Source organism: Cohnella lupini (assembly GCF_003386205.1).
Lineage (GTDB): Bacteria > Bacillota > Bacilli > Paenibacillales > Paenibacillaceae > Cohnella > Cohnella lupini.
In genome coordinates, this window is the sequence record NZ_QRDY01000005.1 from 60741 (window position 1) to 81230 (window position 20490).

18 protein-coding genes are annotated in these 20490 nt (G+C 50.1%); 5 read left to right on the forward strand and 13 right to left on the reverse strand.

Features of this window, described 5'->3' with window-relative positions; translation table 11 throughout:
• Positions 1-34 precede the first annotated feature (34 nt).
• From DFP95_RS11000 to DFP95_RS11015, 4 genes are all read right to left on the reverse strand, one after another.
• Positions 35-1123 (reverse strand): sensor histidine kinase, encoded by a 1089-nt coding sequence (locus DFP95_RS11000; protein ID WP_115992669.1) that lies wholly within the window; start codon positions 1121-1123, stop codon positions 35-37.
• Positions 1113-1811 (reverse strand): response regulator transcription factor, encoded by a 699-nt coding sequence (locus DFP95_RS11005; protein WP_115992670.1) that lies wholly within the window; start codon positions 1809-1811, stop codon positions 1113-1115. The genes DFP95_RS11000 and DFP95_RS11005 overlap by 11 nt, the downstream gene beginning before the upstream one ends.
• A 248-nt stretch (positions 1812-2059) precedes the next feature.
• Positions 2060-3241 carry a peptidylprolyl isomerase gene (locus DFP95_RS11010; protein WP_115992671.1) on the reverse strand — a complete coding sequence of 394 codons (1182 nt, stop codon included), beginning with the start codon at positions 3239-3241 and terminating at the stop codon, positions 2060-2062.
• Positions 3242-3308: 67 nt separating this feature from the next.
• Positions 3309-4190: an AraC family transcriptional regulator gene (locus DFP95_RS11015; RefSeq protein WP_181907355.1), complete on the reverse strand. Its 882-nt coding sequence runs from the start codon at positions 4188-4190 to the stop codon at positions 3309-3311.
• A 128-nt stretch (positions 4191-4318) separates the two neighbouring features.
• Here DFP95_RS11015 and yicI point away from each other — a divergent pair, with 128 nt between their 5' ends.
• From yicI to DFP95_RS11040, 5 genes are all read left to right on the forward strand, one after another.
• A complete protein-coding gene (gene yicI / locus DFP95_RS11020) occupies positions 4319-6649 on the forward strand; it encodes an alpha-xylosidase (protein ID WP_115992673.1) in 2331 nt (776 codons plus the stop codon).
• A gap of 150 nt (positions 6650-6799) precedes the next feature.
• The gene (locus DFP95_RS11025) at positions 6800-7042 is read left to right on the forward strand and encodes a hypothetical protein (RefSeq protein WP_115992674.1); all 243 of its coding nucleotides are present in this window, start codon (positions 6800-6802) and stop codon (positions 7040-7042) included.
• Positions 7043-7062: 20 nt separating this feature from the next.
• Positions 7063-8181 carry a GerAB/ArcD/ProY family transporter gene (locus tag DFP95_RS11030; protein ID WP_115992675.1) on the forward strand — a complete coding sequence of 373 codons (1119 nt, stop codon included), beginning with the start codon at positions 7063-7065 and terminating at the stop codon, positions 8179-8181.
• A gap of 4 nt (positions 8182-8185) precedes the next feature.
• On the forward strand, positions 8186-9697 hold the full coding sequence (locus tag DFP95_RS11035) for a spore germination protein (RefSeq protein WP_115992676.1): 1512 nt from the start codon (positions 8186-8188) through the stop codon (positions 9695-9697).
• A gap of 13 nt (positions 9698-9710) precedes the next feature.
• The gene (locus tag DFP95_RS11040) at positions 9711-10877 is read left to right on the forward strand and encodes a Ger(x)C family spore germination protein (RefSeq protein WP_115992677.1); all 1167 of its coding nucleotides are present in this window, start codon (positions 9711-9713) and stop codon (positions 10875-10877) included.
• 66 nt (positions 10878-10943) lie between these two features.
• Here the strand turns inward: DFP95_RS11040 and DFP95_RS11045 are convergent, their stop codons facing one another.
• The 9 genes from DFP95_RS11045 to DFP95_RS11085 form a co-directional block, all read right to left on the reverse strand.
• On the reverse strand, positions 10944-11198 hold the full coding sequence (locus tag DFP95_RS11045; protein WP_115992678.1) for a hypothetical protein: 255 nt from the start codon (positions 11196-11198) through the stop codon (positions 10944-10946).
• A gap of 170 nt (positions 11199-11368) precedes the next feature.
• Complete coding sequence (gene spo0A, locus DFP95_RS11050) at positions 11369-12175, reverse strand: sporulation transcription factor Spo0A (RefSeq protein ID WP_115992679.1); 807 nt, start codon at positions 12173-12175, stop codon at positions 11369-11371.
• 239 nt (positions 12176-12414) lie between these two features.
• A complete protein-coding gene (spoIVB, locus tag DFP95_RS11055; protein ID WP_115992915.1) occupies positions 12415-13710 on the reverse strand; it encodes a SpoIVB peptidase in 1296 nt (431 codons plus the stop codon).
• Between the two features lie 158 nt (positions 13711-13868).
• Entirely contained in the window at positions 13869-15554 is a 1686-nt protein-coding gene (gene recN, locus DFP95_RS11060) for a DNA repair protein RecN (RefSeq protein ID WP_115992680.1), read from the reverse strand.
• A gap of 32 nt (positions 15555-15586) precedes the next feature.
• Positions 15587-16036, reverse strand: a complete 450-nt coding sequence (ahrC, locus tag DFP95_RS11065) for a transcriptional regulator AhrC/ArgR (protein WP_115992681.1) — start codon at positions 16034-16036, stop codon at positions 15587-15589.
• Positions 16036-16503 carry a hypothetical protein gene (locus DFP95_RS11070; RefSeq protein WP_115992682.1) on the reverse strand — a complete coding sequence of 156 codons (468 nt, stop codon included), beginning with the start codon at positions 16501-16503 and terminating at the stop codon, positions 16036-16038. Before DFP95_RS11070 ends, ahrC begins: the two co-directional genes overlap by 1 nt.
• A 216-nt stretch (positions 16504-16719) precedes the next feature.
• A complete protein-coding gene (locus DFP95_RS11075) occupies positions 16720-17571 on the reverse strand; it encodes a TlyA family RNA methyltransferase (protein WP_115992683.1) in 852 nt (283 codons plus the stop codon).
• Positions 17571-19466, reverse strand: a complete 1896-nt coding sequence (gene dxs, locus DFP95_RS11080; RefSeq protein ID WP_115992684.1) for a 1-deoxy-D-xylulose-5-phosphate synthase — start codon at positions 19464-19466, stop codon at positions 17571-17573. The genes DFP95_RS11075 and dxs overlap by 1 nt, the downstream gene beginning before the upstream one ends.
• Positions 19467-19559: 93 nt before the next feature.
• A complete protein-coding gene (locus tag DFP95_RS11085) occupies positions 19560-20471 on the reverse strand; it encodes a polyprenyl synthetase family protein (protein ID WP_425453271.1) in 912 nt (303 codons plus the stop codon).
• Between the last annotated feature and the right edge of the window lie 19 nt (positions 20472-20490).

A 20490-nucleotide genomic window follows, 5' to 3' on the forward strand; every position in this document is an offset into this window, starting at 1 on the left:
TTTAAGCAAAATGAAAGCAAATCATAAGTTTACCTTAAGATAAAGGAAGCCGTACCCGAAAATTAGTGCTATCTCCGTCGCTGGTAACCGAGATCGTACCGCCATGTCTTTCTACGATGCCTTTGGCGATGGCAAGCCCCAGTCCTGTTCCTCCGGAATTTTCCGTCCGGGATTTATCTACCCGATAGAATCGGTCGAACAAGTGGGGGAGCGCCGTAGCGGGAATCGCCTCGCCATAATTTACGATATCGATGACGGCCGACTCGTTATGTTGATTCAAATAAATTTCGACCTTGCCCCCCGCATAACCGTAAGAAATCGCATTGGTGAGTAAATTTTCGAAAACGCGCACGAGCTTATCCGGATCTCCCGATAACGTCAATTCGTTCGAATGCGAGATCAAGTTGCCTTTCATGTTGGCGCTCTCCAATAATAGACGATGGTGGACTAGCAGTTGTTTCATCATCTCGACGAGATTAAAGGCTTGCTTGTTAAACGGAATGACGTCATGACGCATTCGCGTATATTCGAACAAGTCATGAATGAGTACGTTAAGCCGCTCGGCTTTAGCATACGCAATCTGTACATAATGACGCAATTCTACCTCGTCGCGGTAACGATCTTGTTCGATTAGCCCCAAATAGCCGATGATGGACGTTAGCGGCGTTCTCAGGTCATGGGATACGTTCGTGATTAGCTCGTTCTTCGTCTGCTCCGCCTTTCTTTCCTCGTCCAACGATCGCTTAAGCTCCAGAACCAAGGAATTAATATTTTCCGCAAGCAGACTGACTTCGTTGTTTTGTTTGACGGGGATGAGATCGTCGAAATTGCCTTCCGCGACATGCTCAACGGAACGGCTAAGCTTGTCGTAATAGCTAAACCGTCTCCAGTTGAATACGATCATGTACGTGATGAAGAGAAGGAAACAAGCGAACAACATCAAGGGCATTTCACCGAACATATAGTATAATTCCCTTATGAATCTGCGTTGAATGTTATTATTCCGAGTCATCCGCTCCAGAACGATAATCAGCAAATAGCATGTGAATACAGCTAAAATAGCGCTCAATATTATCTGCCATACCAATTTCCAAGCCATCCGCAACGCAAGATTAGGCTTCAATTTTATAGCCAACCCCCCACACCGTCGTGATCAGCTTGCGGCCCATCTCTTGCTCCAACTTGTCCCTTAGCTTGCTGATATGAACCATGACCGTATTGTTCGACTCAAAATACTTCTCCTTCCACACTTGCTGGAAAATATCCTCCGCGCTGAATACTCTGCCGGGGTTGCTCGCAAGCAAATGAAGGATGCCGAATTCCGTCGAAGTCAGATGAACCTGACGACCGTTCACTTCAGCGGAATGAGTCGCTTTATTGATCGTCAGCTCGTTGATCTTGAGCAAGCCTTCCTCCTCCGGCGTAGCTGTTGCTTGCTGTCCGTATTGATAAGCGCGCCTTAAGAGCGTCTTAACTCGCACTACCAGCTCCAAAGGGTTGAACGGCTTGACGACGTAATCGTCTGCGCCAGTCATAAGACCGAGGATTTTGTCCATGTCTTCCGCTTTGGCGCTGACCATGAGAATAGGAATCGCGGCCGTTTCGCGAATGCGCCGACACACTTCCAGTCCGTCCATCTTCGGCATCATGACGTCGAGCACGACGAGGTGGTACGCCTGTCCCGCGATCTTGTCCATCGCTTCTTCCCCGTCATGCGCTTGAGAGGTCTCGAAGCCTTCGTTCCGCAAATAAATATCGATCAGATTGGCGATTTCACGGTCATCGTCAACGATGAGAATGGATTTGGACATTCTTATTTATGCTCCTTTGCAAGGAAAAAATCATTGAGCTTTACGGTTTATCTTACCCACTATACCGCAACATTCCCTCTCTTGTCCGTAGAGCTTACAAGGTTTTACACTTCTTAAGAAAGCTTTAAGGTTTACTTTAGAATTACGGAAATTTTCGCCGAAGGCAAAAGAAAAACCGCTTGTCCAACCCGCCGACAAAGACGGACTTGGGACAAGCGGAAGCGATAACTGATAACTCTAACAAACGATTACTGCGCTGCAGGAGACGCTTCCGGAGATGCTGGCGGCGTTGCCGACGCAGCCGGTTCCGGTTCCTTGACCAACAGGTTTTCGTAATTTCTGTCGGTTTTCATTTTTTCGATCCAAGCTTGACCTTCCGTAGCGAACTTCTCGCTGAAGTACGTGCTCGAGACTAAATCTTTCACTTCGTCATAGGCAGGAACGACAGCTGGCTTGATATCCGTAACCTTGATGATATGGAAGCCGCTTTCCGCTTCTACTACGCCGCTCATTTCGCCTTTAGCTAATGCGAACGCTGCCGTTTCGAAGCCTTCGTTCATCATGCCCGGCTTAAAGAAATCGAGATCCCCGCCCTTGTCCTTAGATCCTGGATCCTGGGATTTCTCCTTGGCAAGCGTCGCGAAATCCTTGCCGGCCTTTAATTCGGCCAAGACGGCTTCCGCTTCTTCTTTAGTCGGAAGCAGAATGTGGGATGCTCTGACTTCTTTCGGAGTCGTCGCGAACGTCGTTTCTTTGTTTTTCTCGAAGTAAGCTTTCAAGTCATCCTCCGATGCCGGATGTTGCTTCTCGAACAACTTCTTGTATTTAAGCTGCGGCTTCACTTGCTTTTCCTTGAAGTCCGCCAAAGTCATGCCGGATTGTTGCAGAGCGGCTTCGAGATCAGCGTCCGTAGCCATTCCGTATTGCTTCATGAGGGCCTTGATCTCAAGCTGAACGTCCGCATCCGTGACGACAACTCCCGCCTTCTCGGATTCGGTATCGATCAATTGTTGCTCGGCCGTGCTGTCAACCAAAGCAGTTAATTGCTCGTCGCCCATTTGCTTGACGACCGAATCGTACAAATCGGATTTCTTGATCGTGATTCCGTCCATCTTTCCTACGACTTCGTTCATGTTTCCGCCGGACGGGTTTCTCACCAGTACGAAAACCAAAGCCGCTACGGCAATGACCGTAATCACCCATGGCACGAAATTGGCCGAAGCTTTCTTCTCCGGAGCCGCAGGTGCCGTCGGCGTAACCGAAGTCACGGCTTGTCCAGGCACGTCTTCAACGATAGTTCCCTCGTTTTTCTCTAGTTCGATCCCCTCTTGCTCATGATCGACGACAACTTCCTTTTCCAACTCGTTCTCGATTTCTTGGTTCGTAACCCCATTCTTATCATTCAGTTCATTCTCGTTACGCTCGCTCATTTGCTTAGTTCCCCCTTCATTTATACAACCGACCTTATTCACTATATCAGAATTTTTTTATTATACCTTAAAGAGACCTAAATTTTTTGCGAAATTGCATTGGCGTGCATGCATAACTCTCTTTGAATCTTTTGCTGAAATAGCTGAAATTATCGATACCGACTTCAAGAGCCGCTTCCGCTACCGTTATGCTCGAAGATTGCAGCAAGTTGGCTGCCCGTTGAATTCGATACTGATTAACGTATTCCATAGGCGTTTTTCTCATAAACGTTTTAAACACGCGGCTAAAATGACCGGAGCTCATCCCGGCATGCGAGGCTAATAGGGATACGGTTATGGGCTGTCCGCAATGATCTTCGACGTAAGCGACGACGCTTTTCAACCGATCGATCGTATCGTTATCGACTGCCTTGGCTTGGTCCTTCCTTTTCCATTGTTCATAGGTAATCAAATCCGCGAATATTAAATACAGCTCCGCCTTGATTCTCATTTCCCTGGCCGGATCGTTCGAATCGAAAAGCCGTTGCACTTTCGTAAGATGACCGATAACCGCCTGGCCCCATTCCGTCGTCTCGTCGTAAATAGACGGAAGCATGGCTTCTTCTCTTTGAAGGGGTTGCAAATATCGAGTTGCCGTTTCGTCTTTGCTTTCCGTAAACCAGTCCATATGAAATACGGCTGCCACGTATGTACATGGCGAGTCTTGAAGAGAATAACCGCCATGCACTTCGCCGCTTGGTACGAAAACACCTTGCCCGGCCTGAATTTCGTACGTCGTCAATCCGACCTGAAATACGGCTTGACCGCTTATAACCCATAAGAACTCGGCTTCGTCATGCCAGTGGTTGTCCAATATCGTATCTAGCGCTTTTCGCTCCTGAATGTAAAGCGACATCGGAAACCGCGGAGTCCCGTGCCGCCGGTTCTCACGTAACAGTCTGATGTCCATGTCCCGACTCCATTCGATCATAATAATGATATTTAATAGCATTATAATGCAAGATATATAAAAATAATATCACTATAATGTTATTGAATGAACGAACACACAAGTTATGGAAGAAGGGATGATTTCCTATGAAGTTTACCGACGGATACTGGATGACTCGCCAAGGTTACGATTTGCTTAGTCCATATGAGATCCACGACGTTAAGATCGGCAAGGATTCCATTACCGTATACGCGACGCATCGCCATCTCGAGAATCGTGGCAACACGCTGAACGAACCTCTAATGACGTTGGAATTCTCGTCGCCGATTCCGGATATCATTCGAGTGAAGATGTACCACCATAAAGGCAAAGTTCGCAAAGGTCCTTCCTCGTTCGATTTATTGCCATCGGGCAATGTTCCGGTCAACGTGGAGGACAACGAGGAAACCGTCAGCATGACCAGCGGGCATACGACCGTCACTCTGACCAAGAAACACCCCATGACCATTACTTATACGCATAAAGGCAAGAAGCTGACGAGTAGCGGAACTAGATCGACCGCATACGTCAAGGCGGCCGACGGCAACCATCATTTCCGCGAGCAACTATCGCTTAGCGTCGGAGAAACCGTCTACGGGCTTGGAGAAAGGTTTACTCCGTTCGTTAAGAACGGACAAGTCGTCGATATCTGGAACCAAGACGGCGGAACGGCCTCCGAGCAGGCTTATAAAAACATTCCTTTCTATCTCACCAGTCGCGGGTATGGCGTGTTCGTAAACCATCCCGAGCTCGTGTCGTTCGAGGTCGGCTCCGAAATCGTATCCAAAACCCAATTCAGCGTTCAAGGCGAATCCTTAGAATATTTTCTGATCGGCGGAGATTCCCTTAAGGACGTCTTGCGCAACTACACTTCTCTTACCGGCAAACCCGCATTGCCTCCCGCATGGTCGTATGGACTGTGGTTAACGACATCATTTACGACGAACTACGATGAAGCTACCGTTACCAGCTTCGTAGAGGGAATGGCCGAGCGCGATCTTCCGCTTGCCGTCTTTCATTTCGATTGCTTCTGGATGAAGGAATACGAATGGTGTAATTTCGAATGGGACGAGCGAGTGTTCCCCGATCCCAAGGGCATGCTCCAACGCCTCAAAGCGAAAGGCTTGAAAATATGCGTATGGATCAATCCCTATATCGCTCAACGCTCCGCGTTATTCGATGAAGGCATGGAGAACGGGTACTTGCTTAAGAAAGCAGACGGCAGCGTCTGGCAATGGGATCTGTGGCAATATGGCATGGGAATCGTCGATTTCACTAACCCGGCGGCTTGCCGATGGTTTCAAGACAAGTTATCGGCGCTCTTGGATATGGGAGTCGATAGCTTCAAAACCGATTTCGGCGAAAGAATTCCTACCGACATCGTATACCACGACGGTTCGGATCCGATGCAAATGCATAATTACTACACTCAATTGTATAACAAGGTCGTATTCGAGTTATTGGAACAAAAACGCGGTAAAGGCGAAGCGGCTTTGTTCGCCAGATCCGCGACGGCCGGCGGCCAACAATTCCCCGTTCACTGGGGCGGCGATTGCGAGGCGACCTACGAATCCATGGCCGAAAGCCTTCGCGGAGGGCTGTCGCTAGGTTTGTCCGGCTTCGGCTATTGGAGTCACGATATCGGCGGATTCGAGCAGAGCTCTCCTCCCGATTTATACAAACGTTGGGTGCAATTCGGTTTGCTATCCAGCCATAGCCGCCTGCACGGAAGCACTTCCTATCGCGTTCCTTGGTTATATGACGAAGAAGCCGTCGACGTCCTTCGATTCTTCACGAAGCTTAAGATGCGCCTGATGCCTTATCTCTTCGGCAAATCGGTGGAGTCGTCCGCTATCGGCATTCCGCTCATGCGAGCAATGGTGCTTGAGTTCGGAGACGATCCCACATGCGATTACGTAGATCGGCAATATATGCTGGGGGATTCTTTGCTCGTAGCACCGATCTTTAACCCTGAAGGCGATGCGACTTATTACTTGCCGCAAGGCACTTGGACGCATTTTCTCACCGGGGAGCAGGTACATGGCGGGGCTTGGCGTAAGGGAAAATACGACTATTTCGACCTTCCGTTATTTGCAAAAGAGAACAGCATGATTCCGGTAGGAAACGAAGAAAATCGGCCGGATTACGAGTATGCGGACGGAGTTACTCTTCATCTGTTCGCTCTGAAAGACGGCGCTACCGCTACCGCCTCCATTCCGACGATTCAGGGCAAGCCGCGATTGTCCGTCACGGCAACCAGGGACGGCAACGCGATAAGCATACAGTCGGAAGGTAGCGCCAGCGATTGGAGTCTCCTTCTCCGAGGCATTTCTTCCGTCTCGCAGGTTTCTGGCGGCCAATTCATTTCTATGGAACAAGGCATTCAGCTCACGCCGGATCCTTCCGGCAGCTCCATGATCGTTCATCTCGACGCGTAATCCTTCTTCGTGCCTAATAAGGCCGTTCCTCCAATTATCATGTTGGCGGAACGGCCTTATTCTTTTTTGCATAATTTTCCTTCCCATATGAGAAACTATTCGGGCTTGCCATATATTACACTAGCTCTTCACAGGGATGGATTAATCGTTATGACCGACAGAGTGATAGCGTTCTTCGTGTTTATTGCCGCGGTCCCGTTGATCGATTTTCCAGCATACAAAAGAATGCCCTTCAAGGGAGCCGCTATTTACGTCGTATTGATGATCTCTGCCCTTTACTTGGGCTATATTTTCATAACCGGAGCGGCTTTGCCTAATATAACAGACCTAATCAGTTTTATTTACGGTGGACCCGCGGAAGCGTTAATGCGAATGTTTAAGCCTAACGAATAGCTTGGAGGCTTGTTACACTTATGGAACGAAAGGACAAGGATAAGCTCGATACTCTGCAAATGACTTGCCTAATGATCGCTTATACGACGGGTTCATCTATCGTCTTTATTCCTAATTCGATCTCTGAGGTCGCGCGCTCGACGTCCTGGTTATCTATGTTGATTTCTTTTTCGTACGGCATTATCGTTCTATTCTGCGTCTTGTATTTGCATCGAGCTCATAACGGGGTAAGCCTGATCGAGTATAGCAGAAGCCTCATAGGAAACGTTCTGACTTATTTCCTGTCGTTGCCCCTTATCCTTATGCTCTTTTTTAGTCTTCCCGGAGTGGTTGCGGGCATCGGAGAGTTTCTTTCCAGCGTCATGATGACCGAGACTCCCGGGTTCGTGTTCGATTCCTTGATTTTCATGATTGCGGCTTTTACCGTACGTTCGGGTGTCAAGGTGATGGCAAGGATGTTCGTCCTGCTTGTCGGAATCATGCTTGCGCTCACTCTTCTCGTCCTTTTGATGGCCATACCCAACTACGACCCTCTATATCTGCTTCCTTTTTTCTCCAATGGCATTCGTCCCGTATTACATGGAGCTTTCATCTCGGCCGGATTTCCGTTCGGTGAAATTTTTTTATTCTCCATGGTTTTTCCCTTCGTCCGCGGAAACGGCAAGATGGCTTCCGTAAAATCCATGTACCTAGCTTACGGTTTATCGGGTTCGGTCCTCCTTTTGTCCGTCGTCTGCAATTTAATGGCGTTCGGTCCCGCTACGGGAACGCTCAAGTATTCCTTGTACAGCTTGGCCAGCGTCATTCAGATCGCCGATTTCATTCAACGAATCGAGGCGATCGTCGTCATCGCGCTAATTACGGGATCCTTTATGAAGGCTTGCATCTTCCTATTTATCCTCAATCAAATCATGGTCAAGCTTCTCGGGCTCAAAGATGAAAACACGCTTGTTTACCCCATTTCGCTTGTCAGTCTCATGCTTTCGTTAACGATGTTCAGAACGCCCGCCGAATTCACGAAACAAGTCTATACGCTATGGCCGTTCACCGTGATCTTCATTGGAGGTGCCATCCTCTTTCTGCTCGCCGTAATCAGCTTGTTTAAACAAAAAAACCGCACCTCCTCCGCGAAAGGGTGATTCGATGTCCGATCAACGTACTTCGCGCCCGGACGATTCGCGTTTGACCGTCGACGGCTCTCAAAATCTAACCGCGATGAAGGCTATATTCGATCATTGCGAGGATATCGCTTTCGACGAATGGACCTTCGGCGACCGCTTCGAACATAACGTCTTTACGGTACATTGCGGTACTCTCGTTAAAGATCGGAACAAAAACCACCTTAGTAGCACGCTTCTGGATGCCAGCCGATCGCTTGCCGCGAATGAGCAGCTTACTCCCGAATTCATCGGACATTACTTTCATAACCAGGGAATGACCTCGCAGCCTTTCAAGCTCTCGAATTCGCTCACGGAAACGGCCGATCTCGTTCTGGAAGGGTTTATCGCGCTTTTTTTCGATGGCTGGAATCATTCGATCTGTTATTACACGAGAGGCATAGAGAAGCGGGCCGTCATGGAGTCCATAGGCGAACCCGTTGTGCAAGGACCGCGGGAAGGAACGAATGAAAGCTTATCCACGAACTTAGGGATGATACGTCAACGCGTCAAAACCCCGAAATTAAAAGTCGAAGTCATTACCGCCGGCTCGAGCCTAAAAACAAAAATCGCTTACTTGTATTTGCAGGATGCTACGGATCCGGAGCTGCTGCTTGAATTCCGCAGCCGTATCCAAGGAATCGAGGAATACGAGGTTCTTGGCACGTCTTACGTGGAAGATTGGATCGAGGACTCTTCCTATTCCCCGTTCCCCCAATATCGTTACACGGAAAGAACGGATAACGCGGCTTCCGCCTTGCTGGACGGGAAAATACTCGTTCTAACCGATAATTCCCCGATGATACTGATCTGCCCTTCTCTTTTCGTCGACTTCTTCGGGACGAGCGAGGATTATTATGTAAGGACGGTTTTCGCTAGTTTAATTCGCCTTCTTCGGCTATTCGCTTTCTTCATTGCCCTCGTTCTTCCGAGTTTGTATATCGCTTTATCGACCTACCATCCCGAGCTTATCCCGACCGTGCTTTTGCTCACCATACTGGATTCGCGAGAAGGCATTCCTTTCCCGGCCTTTTTCGAAGCGTTGGCGATGGAGGTATCCTTCGAGCTCCTCAGAGAAGCCGGTATTCGACTTCCTCGGCCAGTAGGATCCGCAGTTAGCATAGTAGGAGCCCTCGTCATCGGTCAAGCGGCGATCACGGCCCAGATCGCTTCTCCCATTATGGTGATTATCGTCGCGCTGACCGGCATCGCTTCATTCGCCATCCCTCATTACGATATGGCGATCGCCTTGCGAATCGTTAGATTTCCGCTTATGATCGCGGCAGGTATTCTAGGAGGATTCGGCTTAATGATCGGCTTTCTACTGATTCTGCTTCATCTGACTCGTTTGCACACGCTCGGACAACCCTATCTCTCGTCTCTGGCTCCGATCAAATTCAGAAACTTCAGGGATATTTTCGTGCGCTTCCCGTTGAGGCACTTGCTCGTTTCCCCAAGAAATCGCAAGCTCATGAAAATCAGGCAAAAAGGTTCCTGAGTGGGAGGCTTCAATGAAAAATCTTTTGCTGTTGCTTGTAGTCGTGTCCGCGTGCTTCGGATTGACGGGATGTTGGAATAAAGTGGAGCTTACGGATTGGGGCTTCGTGCAGGCTGCCTCGCTGGATCAGGAATCGAACGGCTCGATTCGATTAACCGCGCATATCTACAAGCCGGGACGCCCTTCCGCCTCCGGCGAGAACACCTCTTCGGGGAAATCGTTCATCGATATCGGGGCGAATGGACCTTCTCTTCTCGGCAGCTCTTCCCTAATAGCCAGCGAATTGGGAAGACGGCTCCAATGGAGCCATATTCGGGTTCTTCTGATCAGCGAAGAACTTGCCAAGTCGAGGAATATCGCGGAACTGCTTGAATTTTTCATGCGGAACCCGCAAACGAGAAGCAATATTAACGTGATGGTTACGCAAGGTTCCGCTATGGATTATCTAAAAATAAAACCGTTCATAGAGAATACAATGGGGCAGCAGCTACTGGAAATCGGAAGAGTATCCTCCAGTTATTCGGGCAGAGCCGTCGTAACTACATTAAAGAACGTGCTTATTACGTCCATGGAAGAAGTATCAACGCTATCCTTTCCCTATCTCCGATTGAGACCTAAGCCGAATCCTTCCGTTATCATGAACGGACTGGCCGTTATGGGCGCTCCCAGCGGGAGAGTATTCGCGATTATACCGAGAGCCAATACGCCAACCGTTCTAATGCTCAAAAACCAATTCAATCGTGGAACGTTAACGATTCCGTGCAAGGGATCGGCGGAAAATAAAAAAGCAAGCAAAGACTCCTTCGAAATTACGCGGCTACGGACGCACATTACCCCCGTTATTACAAGAAACGACGAGCTATCCTTGCGAATCGGCATTCAAATCGAGGGAACGATCACCGAGTTGGTTTGCAACGACGTGTCAACGGCAACCGAAGTAAACGAATATCTTAAACGTATTCGCGACACCGTCAGTAACGACGTGTCGGATACATTGCGATTGCTGCAGAAGGAACAAGCCGATATTATCGGCGTCGGCAACTCCATTTGCCGGATGCATAATCGGACCTGGAAAAGGTGGGGGCCTGATTGGCCGCGACGATTTGCCGAGACGACATTCAGCGTAGACGTTAAAGTCGTTCTGCTGAATACGGGTACGATAACCGGCAAAAAAACGTAATCACTTCCAGCGAATAAAAAGCTTGCCTATGTGCCGATTATTCGGCAAAGGCAAGCTTTCTTAATATTATTGTGTATACAGCTTATTTTCGCTTAAAGTGACCAATTGCGTTCGAATGGCTTCCAACCCGGCCGCGGCTTCCCGCCACCAAGCTCCGCACGAAGGCGCTCTGTATTTGATCGTTTCCACTCCGCCGTAAGCTAATTCCAGCTTCCTTAAATCCTCCGAGTCGCGAGGAAAGGTGGTCTTAGCTCTACTGAGCATATCACCGACTTCCTTATATAAATGCTCAAGAATGAAGTTCGTATTCATGATTTCCATAAAGCCTTGCCTCCTATTGCCCTTTCCTATATTCAGGGCTCTCTATTTATAGAGATTTAACCCGAATATCTTCTATCGAATCAAGTAACAGAGTGGAAAAAAATACCGCGATCAGGGTAAATACGCCCTAATCACGGTATTTCGCTTAAATATCTTCAGCCCGCCCCGTTTCAGCTCACTTTGTGCTCAATACGCAATTTGTCTGCCACCATGGCGATGAACTCGCTATTGGTCGGTTTCGATTTCGCGATATTGATGGTGTAGCCGAACAAGTGCGAGATGCTGTCGATATTGCCGCGCGTCCATGCGACTTCGATCGCGTGACGGATTGCTCGTTCGACGCGGGAAGGCGTCGTCTTGAATTTTTCGGCGATCGCCGGATATAAGGTCTTGGTTATGGCGCCAAGAATCTCGATGTTGTTGTAGACCATCGTGATGGCTTCGCGCAAATATTGATAACCTTTAATGTGTGCCGGAACGCCGATCTCATGAATAATGCTCGTGATATTGGCATCCAAGTTTTTCGGCTTCCCGATTTGCACGATGTTCGAACGACTGCTCTGCGAAGAGGAAGTCGTAACCGAAGAATTCGCGGAACTTCCCGCCAATTGACGGATCCGGTTAGCAAGAACATCCATGTCGAACGGTTTCAATATGTAGTATGAAGCGCCAAGTTGTACCGCACGCTGAGTGATGTTCTCTTGTCCGAAAGCCGTGAGCATAATGATCTTAGGCATTGGCGATAAATTCAAATCCCGCAATTTTTCCAGGACGCCAAGTCCGTCCAAATGCGGCATAATAATATCGAGGATCATGACATCCGGCACCCTGCGTGTTTCCTCCAGTTGACGGATGACCTCTTCTCCGTTGTACGCCACTCCGATGACCGTCATATCATCCTGCTCTTGGATGTACTCTGATAACAAATTCGTAAATTCTCGGTTGTCGTCTGCTAGGAACACTTCAATCCGTGGCAATGTCTGGTCCTCCCTTTCCCTGTGCGAGATTTAATGACGAAAAACGCTTATCGTTTCTCTGTTTATCCGTTTTCGACATTGGGTTTCTGTATTCCTTCTCGATTAGAAAATTTTTCTTTATTTATTTATGAAAATCGAATATAATATTTGATTTGCGTCAGGAGTTGGCAAATGCTGATTATTTTCGCACAATTTCGACAATCGTTCGTCTTTTCCTAATTAGGCAAAAATCTAAGGCGTTAAACCGCCTTAGAAGTCGCTTGTTCCGGATTCAGCATAATTCCAGCATCCTGCAGCATCCATTCGATGAAACATCCATAGCCGGAAGCGGGATCATTGACGAACACATGAGTGACTGCACCGACTAATTTTCCGTTCTGTATGATCGGGCTTCCGCTCATGCCTTGAACGATACCCCCGGTACGTTCGAGCAACTTCGGATCGGTAATTTTAATAACCATGCCCTTGGTTGCCGGCGAAGTCTGCTTAGTTACGTGTACGATCTCGATATCGAAGCGCTCGACCTTCTGCTTCTCGACGACGGTCAATATTTGCGCCGGCCCTTCCTTCACTTCTTCCGCGAAGGCCACCGGCATTAGTTCCGGATTATAGGAGTGCTCCGGCATTTGTTTCATTTGTCCGAAAATTCCAAAAGGAGTATTCCGCTCGACGTTGCCGAGGATCCGACCGCCTTTGAGGAAATTCGCTCTCTTCTCGCCCGGTTCGCCGCTTTGGCTTTTCGATATTGAGTTGACGTTCGACTGGAGAATTTCTCCGCTTCCCACAACGATAGGCGACTGGGTATCCATATCTGTGATTACATGCCCCAGAGCTCCATATACGCCTTGATCCGGAGCATAGAATGTCAGTGTTCCGACGCCGGCCGCAGAATCGCGGATGTACAAGCCTAAGCGCCAAGCTTTATCTTCCTCGTCGTAAGCCGGTTTCAACGAGGTTTTGAACCTTTCCTTGCCTCTTTGGACCAGCAATTGCAACGCTCCGCCATCGCGGCCGGCCGTTTCTGCGTAAGGAGCGATCTTGGAAATATCATTGCAGGCTTCGCCGTTGATTTCCACGATCAGATCTCCGAGACGCAGCTTGGCTTCTTCGCCGGGAGAAACGCTTGATTCCTTCGTTTGAACCCGATGATGTCCGACCACCATAATGCCGGCGGACTTGACCTTGACGCCGATCGTTTGACCGCCTGGAACGACCCGCAAATCCGGAATGACTTGGAGCTTCACCGTCTTGAACGGAATTTTGCCGAACAGCTTGAGCTTGAGATTCGTTACGCCACTGTGCTTCGGTTGAATGGATAAAGGCTGGCTCAGATCTACGCGAACGGAAGCATCGCTGCTTCCATTGATACCCGCGACTTGAGGATTTAAGCTTCCTTGAGCATGAACGGGCATCGCATAATGAAGGGAAACAGATTGTCCTTGGAATAATCGCAGCTGGTTAGGAAATTTCGCGAAATGTTGGATCGGCGCGGAGCAAACTGCGACGCATAGCATAAGAACGGCAACGAGACCCATGCGGCGTTTCTTGGAGTGTTTCTGGTACAAGTTTTCACGCTCCCCTATAGACTAAATCGGCTCTTTTTTATGTCGCCGATAACGTACCTATAAGGTAACCGTGCCTGCCCTCTTTTATGTTCTCAAAATGATTCCTTTTTGTTTGATTTTTCGCGTCGTCACGCGTTTTTTCGTTGTTCAGCCAAACTAAGCATTTCTTGTGCATGATGGCGTGTTTTTTCCGTCACTTCCACTCCGCCGAGCATTCTTGCCAATTCCTCTACCCTCTGGTCCTCCGTAAGCTCCGTTACGGACGTCTGAGTACGATCCTGCGCTGTAACCTGCTTATAGATTTCGTATTGGTGATCGGCCATACAGGCGACTTGAGGCAGATGCGTGATTGCGAACACTTGGCAATGACGAGACAGCAAAGACAGCTTCTCCGCGATCGCTTGGGCCGCTCGGCCGCTGACTCCCGTATCGACTTCATCGAATACAAGCACGGGAATTTCGTCGATTTGGGCAAAAATAGCTTTAAGCGCCAGCATTACTCTGGACATTTCCCCGCCTGAAGCGATTTTGCCAAGCGGCTTGGGCGGTTCGCCCGGATTCGTGGATAATACGAATTCGGCGGAGTCCGCTCCAGTCGCGGATAATACCGAAACGCCTAGCTTAACCTCAAAAACGGAACGTTCCATTTGGAGATGGGCTAGTTCCTGCTCGATCTGACGAGCCAGTTCCCTAGATGCCGTCCTGCGGATGGATGTAAGCTTGTCCGCGCTCGTTTGAAGCTCGCCAAGCAGGCTTTCTTCTTGCGTAGCCAGCTCCTTGAGTAGCTCGTCGCGATTGTCAAGTTGGTCTGTTTCCGTCTTGATCCTAGTTTGGTAATTCAAAATATCTTCGACCGTCTCGCCGTATTTGCGCTTCAAGCTATGCAGTAGATCCAAACGTTGCTCGATCTGAGCCAGTCGCTGAGGATTGAATTCGATGCCTTCTTTATAATCGCGCAATTGATAAGCGCTGTCCTCGACTCCGTAATAAGCGGATTGCAATTGCTCGACCAGAGGTTGAAGGGTAACGGGATCCACTTTAACGATATCCTGCAAACGGGTCAAAGCTCTGGATAGCGCGGATAAACCCTTCGTCCCGTAAAGAAGGTCGTAAGCTTCGGAAACGGCTTCCGTTAGTTTCTCCGCATGGGATAGCTTGCGCCTTTCGTCAGTCAGGGATTCTTCCTCGCCGGCTTTCAGTTTTCCCGCCGCGATTTCCTCTAGTTGGAACCGATACAAGTCGAGCATTTGCATACCTTGGCGCGAACGATCCTCGAGCTCTCGGCGTTCCTTGCTGACCGCTTGGTACTGCTGGAATAATTTGCGATAAGCCGCTTTCTCTTCGCGGATATCGTCCGCGGCGAACAAATCAAGCCATTCCAGATGTTTATCGGTTCGCAGCAAGGATTGATGCTCGTGCTGTCCGTGGATGTTGACCAGATGCTCTCCGACTTCTCTCAGCATCGTCAGCGTCACGCTTTGGCCGTTAATCCGCGCCGATGATTTCCCTTGCGCGAGCAGCTCTCTGCGGATCAGCAGCGTCTCATCTGCGTCGGCCTCGATGCCTAAGCGGCGAAGCGTCTCCCAAACAGGATGCTGGCGTGACAAATCGAATACGGCCTCGATGTCGGCTCGGTCGCAACCGTGGCGTATCATATCCGCGGAGCCTCGACCTCCCGCGGTCAAGGTGAGCGCGTCGATGACGATGGATTTACCTGCTCCGGTTTCACCGGTAAGAACATGGAAGCCAGAATGAAATGGAACGGATACGCTCTCAATAACTGCCAAATTATGAATGGTTATTTCCCGAAGCATGGTAAGCCTCCCTTAGATCTGTCCGCTTATCTTTAATTCATCATGTTATTAATGCGCTCTAACATTTCTTCGGCGTTGTTTTTGGTTCTGCAGATCAGCAACGTCGTATCGTCTCCGCCGATCGTACCGACAATTTCCGGCCAATCCATTCCGTCGATCAGCGCGGTAATCGTGCCTGCAGTGCCCGGCAAGCATTTCAGCACGATCAGGTTTTCAGCGGCCTCCGCGCTTACGAAATGATCGAGCAAAGCTCGTTTGAGCTTATGCGCGGGATTATATCGTTGATCCTGAGGCATTGAATATTTATATCGGCCGTCCTCGAGGGGAACTTTAATTAATTGCAATTCCTTTATGTCTCTCGAGACGGTCGCTTGAGTAACCTGCATGCCTTCCAAGCCAAGCACGTCCACCAGCTCTTCTTGCGTTTCGATTTCCCTAGAGCCGATCAACTCACGAATTTTACGTTGACGTTGTCCTTTCATCACTCGCCAGCCTCCACTTTGAATCGTACGATTTTTAACTTTCGTTCTTGAGCGGGCACGATCACGATTCCTTCGCAATCCGGGAACAGCAACGCATAGACGAGCAATTTTTCCCGCAGGCCGCTCGCCGTCCATTCCATCTGCTGCCTTAACCGTTCCAGCTTCACCAGATAATACTTATCGTCCTTGAAAGCCAAATAATCGAAATAAAGACGTGTCGGCATGACCGCGCTATCGTCCAAGGTCACCCCTAAAGGGATTTTATGCTTGCCCGATAACACTTCGAATCCGCTATCTTGCAACAATTGAACGTTATCATCGTCCTGCTCAACGCCTCCGGAAGCTGCCAGCTTTCTAAGCCTGGAACCCGGAGGCTCATGAAGCCACCTATCGAAGCGTCTGAGAACCCACCATACCATTATGCCGGCCGCTGCCAGCATAATGATCCAATCCCCTAACCTATCCAAGCGCTGACCCCCTCGGCCATTCCGTTTAACGGAGGAAAAGTTGGCTGTATGGACATGATGTCGAGATGCTCTCTTTTCTTTCGAGATCGGTGACTGATATTCCTCTTTATCAACTGATCGTTCAAAAAACCCGGAGCATACCGGACGGTCCGGTTCGATTCCTCCGGCCGTTCTTCGGCAGCTCCGGGTCCAACCGGAAAATCATTATGAGGGTGCTTACGGGCTGCGGCGAAAAGTCGAACCGGCCTCTTCGACGGTTTGCTTGATTAACGAGGAAAGAAAATCCTCCGCAAGCTCGGGTAACAGAGCTCCGGGTGCGATTAACCGCCAATAGGCCAAAAATTCGATGTTTCCTTCGCCGCCGGTAATCGGCGAATAGGTCAAGCCTTGAAGCTCGAAGCCTAATCCGTTCGCCGAAGTTAATACTTCCCGAAGAACGCTGGCATGCACCGACGGGTCTCGAATGACCCCCGATTTGCCGACCTGCTCTCTTCCTGCCTCGAACTGCGGTTTGATGAGTGCTATCGTTCCTCCGCCTGCTTCCAACAAATCCGCAAGCGTCGGCAAAATGAGTCTGAGCGAGATGAAAGATACGTCGATAGTGGCAAACCCAGGCTTAGGCCCGACCAACTGCTCCGGCGTCATATGCCTGAAATTCGTTCGTTCCAGCACCTTTACCCGTTCGTCTTGTCGTAATGACCAGTCTAATTGGTTGTATCCCACATCGACCGCATAGACGCTCGATGCCCCGTTCTGCAACGCGCAATCCGTAAATCCTCCGGTCGAAGCCCCGATATCGAGCATGACCGTATCGGTTAAATCCAATCCGAAGTGCTTGATCGCTTTCTCCAGCTTCAAGCCGCCTCGACTAACGTAAGGATGAAGAGCCCCTTTAACGGTGATGGCCGCGTCCCGGGGCACCTTCGTCCCCGCTTTGTCCACGCATTCGGTGCCAACGAGAATTAAGCCGGCCATGATTGCAGCTTTCGCCTTCTCGCGGCTCTCGAAGTAGCCGAGTTCCAGAAGAAGGACATCCAATCGTTCTTTCGTAACCGCGGTCTTCTCCATTAAGTCGCCTTCTGTCTCTTACGAACGGCTAGCGACGCCAATTGCTTGGCGACGGCTTCGGCCGTCAGACCGCTTTCCGCCCGTTGTTCCTTGATCGTCGCGTGTTCCACGAAGACGTCCGGAACGCCGGCAATATGAATGGACACGGGCTGGCTTCCATGCAGGGCGTAATACTCAAGAATCGCGCTTCCTAATCCTCCTTGGACGGCCCCTTCTTCCAAGACTAGCAGCGGGATCCGTTCTTTGGCGAGAGCTAGCAGCATTTTCTCGTCCAACGGCTTAACGAAACGGGCGTTGACGACCCGGATGTTGATTCCTTCCCTCTTGAGAAGCTCGGCCGCGTCTTCAGCCACTTGAACCATAGGTCCGATCGCCAATACGGCAGCATAATCGCCTTCCCTTACCGTTTCCCAAGAACCGATCTCGAGCGGGGTCATCGTTTCATCGATAGCGACTCCCGTGCCCGCGATGCGAGGATACCGCACGGCTATCGGTCCGTCGTCGTAATGGATGGCGGTAGCGAGCATGTTCCTGAGTTCGTTCTCGTCTTTGGGCATCATAAGTACCATGTTAGGAATATGCCTTAAGAACGCGATATCGTAAACGCCTTGATGGGTTTCTCCGTCCGCTCCGACGAAGCCGGCCCGGTCGATCGCGAAGATGACGTTCAGGTTCTGCCTGCATATATCGTGCACGACTTGATCGTAAGCTCTCTGCAGGAAGGTCGAATAAACGGCGAATACGGGCTTCATGCCTTCCATCGCCAGCGCCGCGGACATCGTGGCCGCATGCTGTTCGGCTATCCCGACGTCGAACATTCTGTTCGGGAATTGCTTCGCGAACTTAAGAAGGCCTGATCCTCCGGGCATCGCCGGAGTGATGGCCACGATCCGCTTATCCCGTTCCGCAAGCTCGATCAACGTGTTCCCGAACACTTCCGTATACATGGGAGGACCAACGGGTTTAACTACTTGACCGGATTCGATCTTATACGATCCCGTTATCCCATGCCATGTGTGCGAATCGGCCTCTGCCGGGGAATAGCCTTTCCCCTTCACCGTCAACACGTGAACGAGTACGGGGCCGTCGACGTTATCCGCCTGCTTGAAGGTCTCCAACAATTTATTGACATCGTGCCCGTCTACCGGGCCGAAATATTTCAATCCGAATTCCTCGAACAGCATCCCGTCGGGAGCTACGAGGTACTTCAAGCTGTCTTTAACTCGGTCCGCCGTGCGCGCTAGCTTGCCGCCGATCGCGGGCACTTTGCGCAACAGCCAATCGAGCTCGTCTTTGGCTTTACGGTATATTTTCTCCGATCTTACTTTCCCTAAATAATTATGAATAGCTCCGACGTTGGGAGCGATGGACATTTCGTTATCGTTAAGCACGACCATCAACTTGCGCTTCTCGTGGCCGATGTGGTTTAAAGCTTCCAGGGCCATTCCGCCCGTCAGGGCGCCGTCGCCGATAATGGCAATGACCTTGTTCGATTCGCCTTTCAAATCGCGCGCAAGAGCCATGCCCATCGCTGCGGATAAAGAGGTGCTACTATGGCCGGCTTCCCATACGTCATGCTCGCTTTCGTTGCGTTTCACGAATCCGCACAAACCGTCTTTCTGCCTTAGGGTGTCGAACCGCCCTTGCCTTCCCGTCAGCATCTTGTGAACGTAAGCTTGATGTCCTACGTCGAAGATGAATTTGTCCTCGGGACTGTCATACAAATAATGCAACGCCAAAGTGAGCTCAACCACGCCTAAGTTCGGCGCAAGATGACCTCCGGTAGCGGACAATTTTTGAATTAAGAACTGCCGAATCTCTTCAGCCAGCTGAGGAAGCTCGGGTAACGCCAATTTCTTCAAGTCGGTCGGACTGTCGATAAGCTCGAGCAGCAATTCATGTTCCCCGCTTTCCCCAAATGGATATTGCCTTGATTATACCATATCCTCAAACAATGCCCAAACCACAACATCGTTTTCGAGGGAATTTTAATGATCCCTGTCGAGCAAATGTTCGGCGATCTCGACCAATCTACCCGGCATAACGAGTCCTGCTTGAAGCAGCGCTTCGTTCGCTTCTTTGGTCAATGAGGCCACCCGCTTGCGGCTCGCGTCCAAACCGAGCAAATACGGATACGTCACCTTTTCCTGGCGTTCGTCGCTTCTGACCGGCTTGCCGAGCTTCTCCTCGGTTCCCGTCAGATCGAGAATGTCGTCTTGGATTTGGAAAGCCAAACCTACGTTTCTGCCGAACAAGCCGAACGCTTCCAATTGCTTATCGTCCGCTTCGGCGGCATGGCCGCCCGCCCTAAGGGAGAATGCGATCAGATCGCTTGTTTTGTGCAGATGTATTTTCTCGAGCTGCTCGAGAGCCGTTATGCCTTGTTCTCCGAGCATGTCGTCGACTTGACCTCCTACCATCCCGGAAAGACCCGCGTAGGTTGCAAGCTCCTCCACGACGGCTAACACGCGCGCGGCAGGGACGCCGCTCTTCGTTGCCTGACTTATGACGTAGAAGGCATGCGTAAGCAAGCCGTCGCCAGCCAAGATGGCCATCGCGTCTCCGAATACCTTATGATTAGTCAGCCGTCCCCGTCGATAATCGTCGTTATCCATCGCCGGGAGGTCGTCGTGGATAAGCGAATAAGTATGGATCATTTCTACGGCGCAGGCGAACGATTCGGCTCTCAAGGATGTCTCTTCTTTACCTGTTACGGCTTCCGCAGCGGCTAAAGCGAGAATCGGACGCAGACGTTTGCCTCCGGCCAACAAGGAATAATCCATCGCTTCCCGGAGCTTGGAGGGAATCGGCCAACCTTGCGGGAAAACATGATGCAGAGCAGTCTCCACCCTGTCCCTCTGTTCTTGCAAATAATTATGTAGTCCTACGGAAGTCGTCACGTGAATACCCCTTTGTCTA

What these genes read in the sequence shown, in the direction of transcription:
- spoIVB (WP_115992915.1), bottom strand. Translation starts at nt 13,710, where the DNA reads ATGGGTCTCGTTGCCGTTCTTATGCTATGCGTCGCAGTTTGCTCCGCG.
- DFP95_RS11010 (WP_115992671.1), bottom strand. Translation starts at nt 3,241, where the DNA reads ATGAGCGAGCGTAACGAGAATGAACTGAATGATAAGAATGGGGTTACG.
- DFP95_RS11075 (WP_115992683.1), bottom strand. Translation starts at nt 17,571, where the DNA reads ATGGAGAAGACCGCGGTTACGAAAGAACGATTGGATGTCCTTCTTCTG.
- recN (WP_115992680.1), bottom strand. Translation starts at nt 15,554, where the DNA reads ATGCTTCGGGAAATAACCATTCATAATTTGGCAGTTATTGAGAGCGTA.
- DFP95_RS11030 (WP_115992675.1), top strand. Translation starts at nt 7,063, where the DNA reads ATGGAACGAAAGGACAAGGATAAGCTCGATACTCTGCAAATGACTTGC.
- yicI (WP_115992673.1), top strand. Translation starts at nt 4,319, where the DNA reads ATGAAGTTTACCGACGGATACTGGATGACTCGCCAAGGTTACGATTTG.
- DFP95_RS11035 (WP_115992676.1), top strand. Translation starts at nt 8,186, where the DNA reads ATGTCCGATCAACGTACTTCGCGCCCGGACGATTCGCGTTTGACCGTC.
- DFP95_RS11025 (WP_115992674.1), top strand. Translation starts at nt 6,800, where the DNA reads ATGACCGACAGAGTGATAGCGTTCTTCGTGTTTATTGCCGCGGTCCCG.
- DFP95_RS11015 (WP_181907355.1), bottom strand. Translation starts at nt 4,190, where the DNA reads ATGGACATCAGACTGTTACGTGAGAACCGGCGGCACGGGACTCCGCGG.
- DFP95_RS11045 (WP_115992678.1), bottom strand. Translation starts at nt 11,198, where the DNA reads ATGGAAATCATGAATACGAACTTCATTCTTGAGCATTTATATAAGGAA.
- ahrC (WP_115992681.1), bottom strand. Translation starts at nt 16,036, where the DNA reads ATGAAAGGACAACGTCAACGTAAAATTCGTGAGTTGATCGGCTCTAGG.
- DFP95_RS11005 (WP_115992670.1), bottom strand. Translation starts at nt 1,811, where the DNA reads ATGTCCAAATCCATTCTCATCGTTGACGATGACCGTGAAATCGCCAAT.
- DFP95_RS11040 (WP_115992677.1), top strand. Translation starts at nt 9,711, where the DNA reads ATGAAAAATCTTTTGCTGTTGCTTGTAGTCGTGTCCGCGTGCTTCGGA.